This is a genomic window from Ruegeria sp. TASC047, from assembly GCF_059612445.1.
This window is the reverse complement of record NZ_JBXWQP010000029.1, coordinates 779525-792643: the sequence shown is the minus strand read 5'-3', so window position 1 is coordinate 792643 and position 13119 is coordinate 779525. Positions and strand designations below refer to the sequence as shown.

Here is a 13119-nt window from a genome sequence, read left to right as displayed (position 1 = left end):
CGGATGGACGCCACGCCCCTGCCCCCACAGGTCGTGATAAACGGCGTTCAGTTCAACGTAACAGCGGGACAGCGCCCGGTGCGTGTTGATGGCTGCATCACCATTGCTGAGTTGTTCCAAAGCCGATGTGACGAACTGGGCAGCCGAACGGCGCATCGCGAAAAAGACCTGGGTATCTGGAAATCCTATTCCTGGGCCGATTACTGGCATCATGCCAAATGGATCGGGCTGGCCTTGCGCAAGCTGGGACTGGAACGCGGCGATGTGGTCTCAATCCTGTCCGAGGACCGCAAGGAGTGGGCTTGGCTCGACATGGGCATTCAGGGCGTTGGCGGTATCGCTTCCGGCGTCTACACGACGGATTCCGCCAGTCAGTTGCAGTATCTGATCAACGACAGCGGCAGCCGGTTTCTGATTGTCGAGGACGAAGAGCATCTGGACAAGTTTCTGGGAATAGAGACCGAGGTTCCTGATCTGATCAAGGTAATCATCCTCGAGGACGAAGGGCTGCATGACCTGAACCATCCGCGTTGCATGATGATCGACGAACTGTTCGCCTTGGGCCAAGAGGCCGAGTTGGCCGAGCCCGGGCGCTTCGAAGCGGAAATCGCATTGGCCAAACCGCAGGACACTGCCTTGCTGGTCTATACGTCGGGCACAACCGGTCAGCCGAAAGGCGCGATGCTTAGCCATGAAAACATTCTGGCCGCCATCGAATCCGCTGCACGGGCGCTGCCAGCGCTGCCCAACGATGAACAGCTGTGTTTCCTGCCTCTGTGTCACATTCTGGAACGTAATGTCTCGGTCTATTTCCCATTGGCGGCCCGCTGCACTGTCAATTTTGCCGAGAGCCCTGAGACGGTTTTTGCAAACCTTCAGGAGGTCTCGCCCACAACCTTCACAGCGGTGCCAAGGGTTTGGGAAAAGATCTACTCACACGTCCAGATCCTGACGCAGGAAGCCACACCCTTGGGGCGGCTGGCATTTGGCCTGGCATTGAAAACTGGTGCGCGCCGTGCCGGATATCTAAGTGCTGGCCAGCCTGTTCCAACCGGCGTCGCCACCAGATTTTGGTTTTGGGATCAGCTGGTTTTAAAAAACCTGCGTCGAATGCTGGGCCTGGACAAACTTCGACGCGGTGGAACAGGCGCTGCCCCAATCTCGACCGATCTGCTGAAATGGTACTGGTCCATCGGCGTGCCGTTAGTGGAAGGGTTCGGGATGACCGAAACTTCGGGCCTTGCCACGCTCAACACGACAGGCAGCAATAAGATCGGAACCATAGGCAAAGCCGTCGAAGGGTGCGACATCCGCATCTCGGACGATGGTGAAATCCAACTGAAGGGCCTGAACATTTTTCAGGGATACTGGCGCAACAACGCGAAGACGGCAGAAACCTTCACCGCCGATGGCTGGCTGCGTACCGGGGATATGGGGTCAATAGATAAGGATGGCTATGTCACTATCACGGGCCGCCTGAAGGACATCATCATCACCGCGGGGGGTAAGAATATCACCCCAGCCGAGATCGAAAGCCGCCTTAAGTTCAGTCACTATGTCGCGGACGCAATCCTCATCGGGGACAGGCGCAAATTTCTGACGGCACTGATCATGATTGATCAGGAAAACGTCGAAAAATACGCGCAGGGCCATAAAATCCCCTTCTCGAATTTTGCCTCGCTATGCGCGGCACCCGAAATCAAGCAGTTGATCAGTTTGGAAATTGCCGCTGTTAATGCAGAATTTGCGCGGGTCGAGCAGATCAAGGATTTCCGTCTGATTGACGTCCTGCTGACCGCTGAAGACGACGAGCTTACAGCCACAATGAAGCTGAAGCGCGGACTGGTGGAAAAGAAACACGGGCATCTGATCGAAGACATGTACACTTGACCAAAAGATTAACGGGAGGAAAGAGATGAAGAAATTACTCAACAGTCTGGCGGCTGCATCACTGCTGACAGCATCGGCAACACTTGGTTGGGCGCAAACACAAGGTGTGACCGATGACGAGATTGTCATCGGATCCGTCAATGACCTGAGCGGGATTTTTGCCGCCGTGGGTGTTCCGGCCACCAAGGGCGCTAACGTGGTTTTCGACCGGGTGAATGCGGCTGGCGGCGTGCACGGGCGCAAAATTCGTTACGTGGTCGAAGACAATGGCTATCAGATGCCGCGAGCCATGCAGGGCTATAACAAGCTGCTGAACCGCGACAAGGTATTTGCCATGTTGCAGTCGCTTGGAACGCCGATGAACATGGCGGGGTTCAAGCTGTTGGATCCCAAAGGCATTCCCAACGTAGCGCCTCTTACAGCTGCGCGTCAGATGTTGCAGGAACCCATGCGAAACAAGTTCACCTCCTTCTCGACCTATTTCGATCAGGCGCGTGTTGGTGTGAACTATCTGGCAGGCGATTTTGGATCAAAGACGGTCTGCACCATGTACCTGCCGACAGATTTTGGTGAGGAAATTCTAGAAGGCAGCAAGGCCGGAGCCGAAGAGGCCGGGATCACTTTTGGATCAGAAACCACCCATAAACCGGATGAGACGGACTTTGTCGGATCGCTGAGCAAGCTCAAGGAAGAGGGTTGCGATATCGTCACCATGGCGCTTGGGGTGCGGCAGGCGATCACCGTCGTGGGCACCGCAAAGAAAATGGGCCTGACTGATATGAAGTTTCTCGGCACCTCGGCCAGTTTCCTGACGGTCGTGGCGCAGGTGCCCGGTGGCGTGACTGATGGATTCTACGCGGCAGCTTCGTGGCAGGATCTTTGGGCGCGTGCGGATCAACCTGCCCCGGCCGCATTTATCGAGGAATACAAGGCAGCCACGGGCGAAGATCCGGTCGGATTTGCCATGCTGGGTTATTCGGCGGCTGAAATGATGGTCAAGGCGTTGGAGGCCGCAGGCCCCGATCTGACGCAGGACAGTTTCATCGCGGCGATGGAAACTCTGGATTATCAGGATGACCTTGTCGGCAACCACATCACCTATGGTCCTGAAGACCATCAGGGCGCGGATACTGTGTTCGTCAACGTTGTTGAAAACGGTGCGTGGAAACTCGTTCACGAAGAATGAATGCCTGACCAGCGCAAAGCAAAAGGGCTCGCAAGTGCGAGCCCTTTCTTTTGGGTATTCCCGGCGAATTAACGCTTCGCTATTCGTAACGTATAATACCTTCATATATATCAGCATGTTACGTGTAGCACAAAATATCTGCTAACTAACTGCTAACTACAGCAAGAAGCTCACGCAGCCTTCTTCCCTCTATTTTTCATCATGTTTTCAATAGCTTCGTCAAGCTCGCCAGCCTCTGCTGCTACCTTCAATGACCCAAGCGCGCCTTGCACATCCTTCAGCGCCTTAACGAACACAGCATTGCCCTTGCCTAGCGCCAGCGCCTTGCTCCCATACTTGCACTGCACATACCAACCGCCGTCTTGCTCAAAGAACCAGGCACGCACTTTGCGCATGCGCTCAACCAGCACCTTCTCGCCTTGCTCGTTCTTTGCCCAAGTCTTCTTCGCCACTTCGTAACTCTCGCCATTCATAGCAGCCACCGCCACGTTCATCTGCTCTTCGATGCCAGCGATCAATTTCTGCCTGCGCTGTTTAACTGGGTCTTGCTTGTTGGTGCGAACAACGGATTTGACGTTGAGTTTGGATAGTTGAGACATTGTTTTTGCTCCTGATGTTTCACACATCAGTCTGCTGCCTCTCTTCAAAAATGCGATCTAAAACAGACATATAGATACAGAAAACCCGCGCCTGAGCGCGGGTCTTTGTCTCGTTCAAACAACCCTCAGATTGGGCTTCGTTGGCAAGTCATCAGGCGGTTCATTCGACCTACGTATCAACTTGTTGACCACTGTCTGGACTGTTCTGATGTCGATCGTCGTTGAAGTTGGGTCGCAGTGCTTGGTCAGGACATCAAGCAATGATGCATCTGCTCGCGCCACTCCCGCCGCAGCCAACTTCTTCTGCGCTAAATGCAGAAATCGCTCGGGCGATTGTTGGCGCATCTCAAGTTTTGTGTTGAAGCGACTAAGCAAGGCGCCTGAAAAGGCTTTTTCCTTTGCCGCCCGGTCATGCAAGTCAACATTCGTTGTCGCAAGCACCATACTACGCAGTTGTCCTCCAGTGCTGAAATCAATGAACGCTGTAAGTTCGCGCTGCTGCGTATCGGTCAACTCATCAAGCTCATCAATGATCAAAATTGGACAATTAGAGTTGTGGATTGCAAAGTTGAAGCTGCTTTTCAGCCACTTGCTATTCAATCGCTTCGCCTGCTCCTTGTCTTTGCAGTTCAGCACAACGACACCTTGTTCTTGCAAATCTGTCGCTCCGTATCGCCCGTAGGCAATCGCTTTCACTACTGTGCTCTTTCCTGTGCCGGGCAGACCCCATAGCAGAAGATTGTCGGTGGTAGCGGGACTTAAAAAGTCCCGCACATCTTGTTCGACAAAGTCATCTGCAAAGACACACTCATCAAACATCACATGCTCATCGCGCTGCCATTGCTTGGTCATCACGCAGCCTCCTTCAGTGCCGCGCCAGAACCTGATGCTAGTTCACGCGTTGCTTCGCTTGCTGCCTGCAAATGCTCGCGCGCCTCGTCGGCTGCTTTCAGCACTTGCTGTTCGTCGCTCAAACGCTTGCCAGCCCGAGCCAGCGCCTGTTTCGTAAGCGCAGCGTTATCGACAGTAGTGACAATGCTGAAAGTGCCGTCAGTGTTCTTGCGCACAACAGCAACGCAGAACTCAGCATCAGCGATTTCTTTCTCACCAGCACGCTTGATGTGGACGGCAGCGACTTTGGTGAGCGGCGTGACTGACCTAAGAGAATTGCGTGCAATTTCGGCAAAGTCCTTGCGTGGCTCGCCATTTCCACTGCGACGCACTTGATCAACGCCGCCCGCTCCAAGCATCCATTCAACAAAATCGATGTCCTTTTTATGGATTTCTTCAGCAAACGCGACGCGCAGCACGCGTGCATACGAACTTTCACGCTTTTGCTTGAGATCACCGCACACAAAACGGATTACTTTCAGCTCGATGCTGGTCGAAGCAATGGCGTGCTTGGCTTTGGCATCGCGCTTCATAGCTTCAAGCTGCTGTTCAAATACATCGCGCACTCGCTTTGGTTCATCTGCTGTCTTTAGGCTTACAAGCACGTCGAAGGCGCAGCTTAGAACAGAGTAGACAGCTTTGTTTGCACGCATGAGCTGGTTGTCGGCAGACTTGAACTGCTTGCGCAGCACTTTCAGGTCAGCAACGGCTTTGGTTGCGATTTGGATGTTCAGTTCAATATTTTGAGTCTTCGTAGTCATCGTGTGTTCCTTTCATTCAGAACTTTGGGTTAAGGGGCTAGTCCCCGTTGTTGCGGCGTCATCACCAGCAACAATTACAAGATACCCCCGTTGACTACGCTGTGCGACTGAATGAAATTGCACCTACATGATAAGATAGTTTCTCACGTAAAACACTGATATGCAGTCAATAACTACTGAGCATAGACCGTCAAACGGTCGCAAGTTCTTCCTCCATGCGCCACCGTTCAAAGGTCGACGCTCAAAAAAGACCGGTGAGTTTATCTCAAAGCGCCTTGCGCGCATCCAACCCCCCTTCGACGGAGCCGAAGCCTGGCAGAGTTCGGTCTACTATTTTTGGTGGGAGTTCTTACGCAGACACGAGGGCTACAGGGACTGCTGTGAACGCGGCGGCGAAGGGCGCTACAAAAAGCTCTACGCCGATTTCGGAGACGTCCACAGCTACACTGAGAGTGAATTTTGGGCGTGGTGGACGGCGAAAGTAAACGACAAGGAAACGCGCGGTGAGTATCTCTTCGCAGAGCCAAAAGCGCGTCCGGTTCAAGTCGCAGGTAAGGTGTTAAACACCCAACATTCAGACACGCTCGTTGTCGAAATCCCGCTTGAAGTTCGCACGGCTTACCTCGTGCGGTCTTTCCGACGCTTACTTGAAGAGCACAAGGATGCCGTTGCAGCGGCTCGACGGGTCAGCCGCGCACGATATCCGGTTGCGGCAACCGTTCGCCTCGTCTCGCTCTATCAAACTCTTCGCGTTTGGGACGCATGGATCGAACATGGTCGAACAAAGAAGAAGTATGAGATTGCCGACTTGGCAGGGGTTTATGTGAACCGAGTCGTCAACGGTGAAACTGTCGAAACGCTCAAGCGGCGTGATCTGCCCTACAAAGATGTTCAGAACGAGGTTCGACGGCGCCAAGTGATGGCGGTCAATCGCTACCTGACCGCAGCACAAGATTACATCGATAATGCTGGCAAGGGACAGTTTCCGCTTCGCAATGAGGGAACCAAAGCGCCGAAACGCTATAAGACGCGTGGAGAACGAGCGCGCTAGGCGTCAATCGGCTTTTTCGGGCGTCCGAACTGTGCTCAGCGCCAAAGTTGCGCTGTAGCAGCCTTCTGACGCACTGTCCTCTGTCACCGGAATCCGCTTGTAGCCGAGCATGTGCTCATTGCGCATGAGCCAATCGTGCTCATGCTCGTAGTCGCCAAAAACAGATCGTAGTAGCAGCCAGAAGGCATCGCTGTGATTTCGTTCGACGCGATGGCACAGCTCATGTGCAACGACGTATTCGAGCACCCGCTTCGGTCCAAACACCAAGTGCCAATCCAAGCTGACAACACCGCTTGATCCACAACTTCCCCACCGTGTGCTTAACGAAGTAACGCGACAGCCTGCAAAATCGGTTTTCAATCGAGCAGCATAGCGACGACAGAAACGCTTAGCGTCTTCAACCAATCTATCTCGCATCCAGTCACGCAACGCGTGTTCAACGGTATCGTCGTGCTGCTTCGCTGATACCTGCTCCGGCAGCTCAACTTTGAACCCGCTGCGATAACCTACGGTCACCGCATCCCCTTGTTTGGTCTCCAAACCAGTCAGCCTTCCCCAATACGGCACTTTTGCACCTGTTCGGAAGCGCGCGACCTTATACATCATGTCGTGCTTGGATTGCAGGTCGGCATGGCTCTCAATTATCCACCGGCGCTTTCGATAGAGCGCATTCTCAATTGCCTCTGTGCTGGCAGTTTTTGGTGCGGTGACACGCATGCCGTCGAGTGTCATTTCGATATGTAGTCGTGTGGCAGCCTCGCTGCGCTTCAACGCGTAAGGGATGCAGAGCTTGCCAAGCCTAAACTCTGTCATTCGAGCGGACCCCAACCTTCTCGTTGCGCTCTCTCAGATGTCGTTCGGCAGGGGATTTGGTTGCAGCGAGGTTTTCCAACGGAAACGCATTCACAATCATGCTCAAAGCCGCTTCGCGCATAGTGCTTAACGGCAATATCTTCAATCTCTACCGGCAAGCTCTTTAGCTGCTTGAAGCCAAGTCCATGCGCGGCTTTTCGAACCTGCTGTCGCAAGTTTTTCCGCACACCTTCCTTTGATTGCCAAAGCTTCGGCGCTAGCAAATCATCCGTGTAGAGCTGCTCCACCTGTTCAGCCAGGTCTTTGCATGCGCCCTCAGTCGCCTCGCTTCCTTCCACTGACTGAATTACCCGAAGGACAGCATGCGCTGCAGGAGACAACCCACTGCCTTTGTGGGCGTCAGCCTCAGCATCAAGCTCGCGCGCATAGTCTTCTGCAGCGCGCAACTTGTCGCTCCAGCTCAGCTGCGTATCGTCCAGCTTTTCAATAAGTGCACGCAGCTTCTCACTGAACTTTCCGTATTGATGATGGTTCTCAGCCAGCTTTGCTTCTGTGATTTTGCGGAGTTCGGTTGTCTTTCGAAGGGCTGCTGTTTTGAGGTCGTCTTCCGATTTCTCTTCAGTTTCGAAGTCTTCCCAAAACTCAGCGTCCACTACGCTTCGCAACTTGATGACTGTCGTCAGCCCAGTCACGTTCAAATGCTCTTCGAGCATTTCACGTATCTTTGCGCTGTATTCAAACTGTTCGAGCGCCTCTTTCTTCTCAAATACCTGCTTTCCGTAACGCAAAAAGTTAGCAAACCACTTCAAGTCGTTTGTCACTGCCAAAACGCTGGGATCCGGTGCGAGCGCCTCATAGAGCGTCACAAAGTTTCGAACTTTACGCTGGAACAGGATCCATTCGTCTTCCGTTCCAATTGCACTGACCAAAGCATCATATTCCGCTTTGAGGTTTTTGCCGGTTCGCTTGATGCCTTTCACGTAATCCAAAAGCGCACGGTGCGCCGCCGCAAGTTCTGCACGTAGCCCATCCAAGTCCCGCATCGCGTTTTTCACGTCTTCAGCGCGGTAGCTCTCCAACGCCTCATCGAGCTTTTGGCTCACGCCGATGTAGTCAACGATCAAGCCGTTCTTCTTCTTTGCATCCGATACCCGGTTTGTCCGCGCAATCGCCTGTAAAAGCGTGTGCTCCTTAAGCGGCTTGTCCAAATACATGACCGCTTCAGCGGGAGCATCAAACCCGGTTAGCAGCTTGTCGCAGACGATCAGAATCTGTGGGTTCTCACCGCGCTTGTTAAATGCGCGTTTAATGTCCCGTTCAGCATCCCTGTCGACATACCAACGAACAAGGTCTGAGCGGACGGCATTCTTGTATTGGTCTTCACTGGGTTTGTCGTCTTCCTGCGACTTCGAATAGACACATGCGCTGGCAGCGGTAGCCGCTTTGGCGGCGTCTTCTGCGCTCATACCTTGCTTGACGTAATCTGCAGCAATCAGCTTATCGAGCGCGCGCTTGTAGAGGACGATTGCCTCTCTGTCATAAGCCACAAGCTGCGCTTTGAAGCCGTCAGGCAGAGCGTAATCTTTGAAATGATGCCAGATATCGAAAGCGATCAGTTCGATACGCTTTGGATGCTTTACAAGATCGGCGATCTTTACGCCGCGCTCTTTGATCTCTGCTAGCCGCTCGTCGCTCAGATCGGCAAACCACATATCGAACAGACTGTCGATCTTCGCTTCATCAATCTGCCAGTCTGTCTTGCGGCTGGTGTAGTAGATCGGAACGGTCGCGCTGTCGCGCACAGCATCATCGATCCCATACTTGTCCAAGTAGCCTTCACCGACGACGCCAAAGTTCTGGTAGGTGTCTTTGTCGTTCTTTTTGATGGGTGTGCCAGTGAAGCCAAAGAAGGTTGCATCCGGCAGCGTCGCGCGCAGTGCTGCACCCAAGTCCTTTTCTTGCGTTCGGTGACACTCATCCACCATCACAATCCAGCGGTCACTGTTGGGGATTGCTGTCTTTGACCCTTCGAACTTGAAGATGGTGCTCAGCAGCGTTTGACCGTCCACGCCACTGCCGACCAAAGTCCTTAGCTCGCTAACGGAACCGACGCTAATGGGGTTTGGCAAACCGGTGGCAACAAACGTGCCGGAAATCTGATCGTCCAAGTCGATCCGATCCGTCAGCACAAGCAGATTGAGATAATCGAGCTTGTCCGATGAGATGGTGCGATGCTGCTTCAGCTTGAGCGCAGCAAACACCATCGTCAGCGACTTGCCACTGCCTTGCGTGTGCCAGATCAGACCGCGCTTGTGCTTCCCTTCCACAACGCGGTCGACCATCTTGTTTACTGCACGAAACTGCTGATAGCGGCAGATTTTTTTGATCTTTGCGCCCGTCTCGTCATCCAACTCGAACACAAGGAAATGCGCCAGCAGGTCGAGCAGGCGCGACGGCTCAAGCAGGCTCCACAGACCTTTCTCTAGTTCGTTCGCAAAGTCGCTTTCCGCACGCGGATGCGGATCGCGCCAATAGCCGTAGAACTTAGACGGGGCATGTGTCGCGCCATAGAGCACAGTCGTGCCGTCTGTGACGATGTTGAACGCGTTGGTGTAGAACAGACGCGGGATATCGCGCTCATACTGCTTAATCTGGTCGAACGCCTCGCCGTTCTTGTCCTTGCCGCTCAACGGCGACTTCGCTTCAATCACCACTATCGGCAACCCGTTCACGTAGACAATGATATCCGGTATCCGGCTTTTCTCTGCCTGAACGTAAAGCTGATGCGTGACAGCGAATGTGTTGTTGGCTGGGTTTTCGAAGTCGATGACGCGCAGCGTTTTCTGCGTCGATTGCCCCTCTACAACACGGCTGAAATCGCCGCGCTGTATTGCAAGCCAGTCCTCGTTGTTTTCCTTGCGCAGCAGTTCAGCCGCCGCTGCTTCCGCATCTGCCGCTGAGATGCCATTCAACCGCTGGAGTGCATCAACGAGATGCGGGCGAAAGATCGTTTGGTTCTCACTGTCGCGCAGGCTCGCGTGTTCTGACGGATCAATGAACGCGTAGCCGAGCGTCTGCAAATATTGCAGTGTCGGTTTTTCCGCCAAGCGCCATTCGCTGCCACGCCCCTTCATCAAACAGTCCTCACACGACCGGTTAGAAGGTCGTCCATCAAACCGCGTTTGAGGCGTTGCACTTGTGACAAAACCGCCTGGTTCTTTGTTATTTCTTCGTCGATTGAAACCAACACAGACTTGATGTTGTCTTGCTCCGCCGCCGGCGGCAACGCAATTCGGAATGATCCTATTTGTTGAAAATTCAGCCCTTCCCTATTTCCGCCTGCTTGAAATTCATCAACCTGCCTTTGCCCAACGTGAGATAGCAAGAAAGCATTCAAAAACTTCGGATCGACTCCTTCAAGTGGACGAATAATGCAAACATGCTGATTAACATTGGCTTCAAAGTCCTCGCCGAAATATACCGCTGACCTGCCGATGGATGCTCCAGTAATGTTGAGCAGAACGTCGCCGGTTTGGAGTTTGGAATTTCTCATCTTATCATGTTGTTCACGCTCAATATATGCGACGTCTTCGAGCATTAGGTTGCCCCAACCAACATTCTGGCTGCGGATTAGTGGAATACCCTCAGAAACATAGGCTTTCTTGCCGCCTTTCGGTGTGACGCCACTTCCTATCTTACTTGTGATTTCTTTGAACTGCGCGGGCTTCCATCCATCCGGCACATCGCCGCGCGCTATGGCTTCGCTGCCCAAGCCGCCGGTCAGCAGGTCTTCCATCAAGCCGCGCTTAACGCGCTCAGCCTGTGTAATCACCGCTTCCGTTGCGCGGATACTGTCGTCTACGCTGGTGAGGATTTCGGCAATGCGCTCCTGTTCGTTGAGGGGTGGAATTGTGATTTCAAGCTGCTCCATACCTTTTTTAGTAAGGTGGAGCATTGCCATGCCGTGCGCTCCTTGTTTCCACACATCCGTGTAGTGCTGGAGCAAGTAATAATGGAACTGCCTCTGTAACTTGTCTGTTTTTTGCTCAACCTTCCAAATGTGGTAGTGGTAAATTGCTCTTCCACCCTTCCAAATATATGCACCAAACGAAGCGCTCCACATAAAGAGCAAATCACCGTTATCGCAGTATTGGTGTGGCGGGAGTTGAAGGTTTGAGTAGTAATAGTTTTTTCCACTCCCCGTAAGATTTTGCAATCTGATTACGGGTGTCCCCTCGCTTTCCCACTCTTTTAGCTTGTAAGCTCGTCCGTTATAAAAAGTCGCAACATTTCCCTGTCTGGTTCTCAACCAACCGTTTGGCACCTCACTGAACATATCCCAGCTCCCGCAAAAATGTGTTCATTTTAGCTTCAGCCTCATCACGCTCGGCGATCAATACCGCAAGGTTTTCGACCTCTAGCGCAACCTCAATCGCTTCGACTTCCTCGCCCAAGTTCACATAGCGGGTGATGTTGAGATTGTAATCATTTGCCGACAACTCTTCGGTGCTAACCAACTTCGCCAGCCGCTCTGCATCTTCAAACGCCAGATAAGCATTGCTCAGCGTATCAATGTGATTGTCTCGCAAATAGTTCTGCGCACGCCCTTCCTCAAACTGCACAGCGCCATTCACAATCATCACACGCCCTTGCATGTGCGCAGGCTTTTTCTTGCGCAGGAACAGGATCGCAGCGGGAATGCCCGCGCCATAGAACAGGTTGGGCGCAAGCCCGATCACGCCTTCAACCAGATCGTTTTCGATGAACGCCTTGCGGATCGCACCCTCAGCCCCTGCTCGGAACAAAACGCCGTGCGGCACCACAACCGCCAGCTTGCCGTTCTCATTTAAGCTTGCCAGCATGTGCTGCACGAACGCCAGGTCGCCATACGATTTGGGCGGCGTTCCATACGCATCGCGTCCATAGGGATCGCCATTGCTCCAAACCGTGTGCCCCCATTCCTTCAAAGAGAACGGCGGATTGGCGATAACCCGGTCGAACGTGCGTATCGCACCCCGCCCCTCACCAACCGTATGCTTCGGTTCGCGCAGCGTATCACCACGTCGCACGTCAGCGTCGTCAATGTCGTGCAGGAACAGGTTCATCTGGCAAATTGCCCAAGTGTTCAGGTTCCGCTCCTGCCCATACAAGCTTAGCGACCGCGCATTCTTACCCGCCTGCTCCACAGCGCGATAAGCCTCCAGCAACATGCCGCCGCTGCCGCATGTGGGATCATAAACACTCATGCCCTCGTCGATTTCCAAGCAACGCACCATCAAGCGCACGACCTCTTTGGGCGTATAGAATTCGCCGCCTTTCTTGCCGCCATCGTCGGCAAACTGCTTGATGAGGTATTCGTAGGCGTTGCCGAGCATATCGGCATCGACGTTGCTGTTGCGCAGGTCGTAGCGCTCAAAATGCTGAAGTAGCCGTTCCAGCATGGCGTCGCTGAAACGGTCTTTGTTGTTGAAGTCGACGCTTTGGAAGATGCCGCGCAGCTTCATGTTGGCATCTTCAATCGCTTGGAACGCAGCGTTAAGATACTCGCCGATGTTGGTCGTATGCTTGCGCACTTCTGACCAGTTGTGTCCCTGTGGAATGTCAAAACGGTGCTCTTCGGCGTCAGCCGCAAGTTCCTCGTCGCCATACTCCGCCAGCTTTTGCTCATACTCTTCCTGCCACACGTCGCTGAGCCGCTTGAAGAACAGCAGACCGAAGATGTAGCTCTTGTATTCGCCACTATCGATGCTGCCACGCAGGATGTTTGCCGCGCCCCAAAGGTGCTGTTCAAGCTCTGATAGTGTGACCGCCATCCGCTGCCCGTCCTCTTTTGATTCTTATTTGGAAGGCGCGCCTGCTAACCCTCTGTCTTCGCTTACCAATATCAAATGCGCGCTATCAAAGGAAGTGTGCGCGCAGACTTTAATG

Annotated in this window: 10 protein-coding genes; 3 read left to right on the top strand and 7 right to left on the bottom strand. The window is 53.4% G+C overall.

Annotation, left to right across the window (positions count from 1 at the left end):
• Positions 1–3 precede the first annotated feature (3 nt).
• Both AC2FLO_RS11710 and AC2FLO_RS11705 read left to right on the top strand, forming a co-directional pair.
• The gene (locus AC2FLO_RS11710; protein WP_496751843.1) at positions 4–1890 is read left to right on the top strand and encodes an AMP-dependent synthetase/ligase; all 1887 of its coding nucleotides are present in this window, start codon (positions 4–6) and stop codon (positions 1888–1890) included.
• Between the two features lie 25 nt (positions 1891–1915).
• Positions 1916–3076, top strand: coding sequence for an ABC transporter substrate-binding protein (locus AC2FLO_RS11705; RefSeq protein ID WP_496751845.1), 1161 nt, complete (start codon positions 1916–1918; stop codon positions 3074–3076).
• 170 nt (positions 3077–3246) lie between these two features.
• On the opposite strand, the gene AC2FLO_RS11700 is transcribed toward AC2FLO_RS11705, so the two are convergent.
• The 3 genes from AC2FLO_RS11700 to AC2FLO_RS11690 all read right to left on the bottom strand — a co-directional run bounded on the left by AC2FLO_RS11700 (position 3247) and on the right by AC2FLO_RS11690 (position 5327).
• A complete protein-coding gene (locus AC2FLO_RS11700; protein ID WP_496811690.1) occupies positions 3247–3675 on the bottom strand; it encodes a hypothetical protein in 429 nt (142 codons plus the stop codon).
• Between the two features lie 114 nt (positions 3676–3789).
• Entirely contained in the window at positions 3790–4527 is a 738-nt protein-coding gene (locus AC2FLO_RS11695) for an ATP-binding protein (RefSeq protein ID WP_496811689.1), read from the bottom strand.
• A complete protein-coding gene (locus AC2FLO_RS11690) occupies positions 4527–5327 on the bottom strand; it encodes a hypothetical protein (protein WP_496811688.1) in 801 nt (266 codons plus the stop codon). The genes AC2FLO_RS11695 and AC2FLO_RS11690 overlap by 1 nt, the downstream gene beginning before the upstream one ends.
• Before the next feature lie 160 nt (positions 5328–5487).
• Here AC2FLO_RS11690 and AC2FLO_RS11685 point away from each other — a divergent pair, with 160 nt between their 5' ends.
• The gene (locus tag AC2FLO_RS11685) at positions 5488–6378 is read left to right on the top strand and encodes a hypothetical protein (RefSeq protein WP_496811687.1); all 891 of its coding nucleotides are present in this window, start codon (positions 5488–5490) and stop codon (positions 6376–6378) included.
• Positions 6379–6381: 3 nt separating this feature from the next.
• Here the strand turns inward: AC2FLO_RS11685 and AC2FLO_RS11680 are convergent, their stop codons facing one another.
• From AC2FLO_RS11680 to AC2FLO_RS11665, 4 genes are read right to left on the bottom strand one after another with little or no spacing between them, the layout of a single operon-like run.
• The gene (locus AC2FLO_RS11680; RefSeq protein WP_496811686.1) at positions 6382–7191 is read right to left on the bottom strand and encodes a M48 family metallopeptidase; all 810 of its coding nucleotides are present in this window, start codon (positions 7189–7191) and stop codon (positions 6382–6384) included.
• Positions 7188–10325, bottom strand: coding sequence for a type I restriction endonuclease subunit R (locus AC2FLO_RS11675; RefSeq protein WP_496811685.1), 3138 nt, complete (start codon positions 10323–10325; stop codon positions 7188–7190). The genes AC2FLO_RS11680 and AC2FLO_RS11675 overlap by 4 nt, the downstream gene beginning before the upstream one ends.
• Positions 10325–11527, bottom strand: coding sequence for a restriction endonuclease subunit S (locus AC2FLO_RS11670; protein WP_496811684.1), 1203 nt, complete (start codon positions 11525–11527; stop codon positions 10325–10327). Before AC2FLO_RS11670 ends, AC2FLO_RS11675 begins: the two co-directional genes overlap by 1 nt.
• Positions 11517–13004, bottom strand: coding sequence for a type I restriction-modification system subunit M (locus AC2FLO_RS11665; RefSeq protein ID WP_496811683.1), 1488 nt, complete (start codon positions 13002–13004; stop codon positions 11517–11519). The genes AC2FLO_RS11670 and AC2FLO_RS11665 overlap by 11 nt, the downstream gene beginning before the upstream one ends.
• Positions 13005–13119 lie beyond the last annotated feature (115 nt).

Excerpts from the sequence above, each read along its gene's own strand:
- AC2FLO_RS11690 (WP_496811688.1), bottom strand. The coding sequence starts at position 5,327 with ATGACTACGAAGACTCAAAATATTGAACTGAACATCCAAATCGCAACC.
- AC2FLO_RS11710 (WP_496751843.1), top strand. The coding sequence starts at position 4 with ATGGACGCCACGCCCCTGCCCCCACAGGTCGTGATAAACGGCGTTCAG.
- AC2FLO_RS11700 (WP_496811690.1), bottom strand. The coding sequence starts at position 3,675 with ATGTCTCAACTATCCAAACTCAACGTCAAATCCGTTGTTCGCACCAAC.
- AC2FLO_RS11695 (WP_496811689.1), bottom strand. The coding sequence starts at position 4,527 with ATGACCAAGCAATGGCAGCGCGATGAGCATGTGATGTTTGATGAGTGT.
- AC2FLO_RS11705 (WP_496751845.1), top strand. The coding sequence starts at position 1,916 with ATGAAGAAATTACTCAACAGTCTGGCGGCTGCATCACTGCTGACAGCA.
- AC2FLO_RS11670 (WP_496811684.1), bottom strand. The coding sequence starts at position 11,527 with ATGTTCAGTGAGGTGCCAAACGGTTGGTTGAGAACCAGACAGGGAAAT.
- AC2FLO_RS11675 (WP_496811685.1), bottom strand. The coding sequence starts at position 10,325 with ATGAAGGGGCGTGGCAGCGAATGGCGCTTGGCGGAAAAACCGACACTG.
- AC2FLO_RS11680 (WP_496811686.1), bottom strand. The coding sequence starts at position 7,191 with ATGACAGAGTTTAGGCTTGGCAAGCTCTGCATCCCTTACGCGTTGAAG.
- AC2FLO_RS11665 (WP_496811683.1), bottom strand. The coding sequence starts at position 13,004 with ATGGCGGTCACACTATCAGAGCTTGAACAGCACCTTTGGGGCGCGGCA.
- AC2FLO_RS11685 (WP_496811687.1), top strand. The coding sequence starts at position 5,488 with ATGCAGTCAATAACTACTGAGCATAGACCGTCAAACGGTCGCAAGTTC.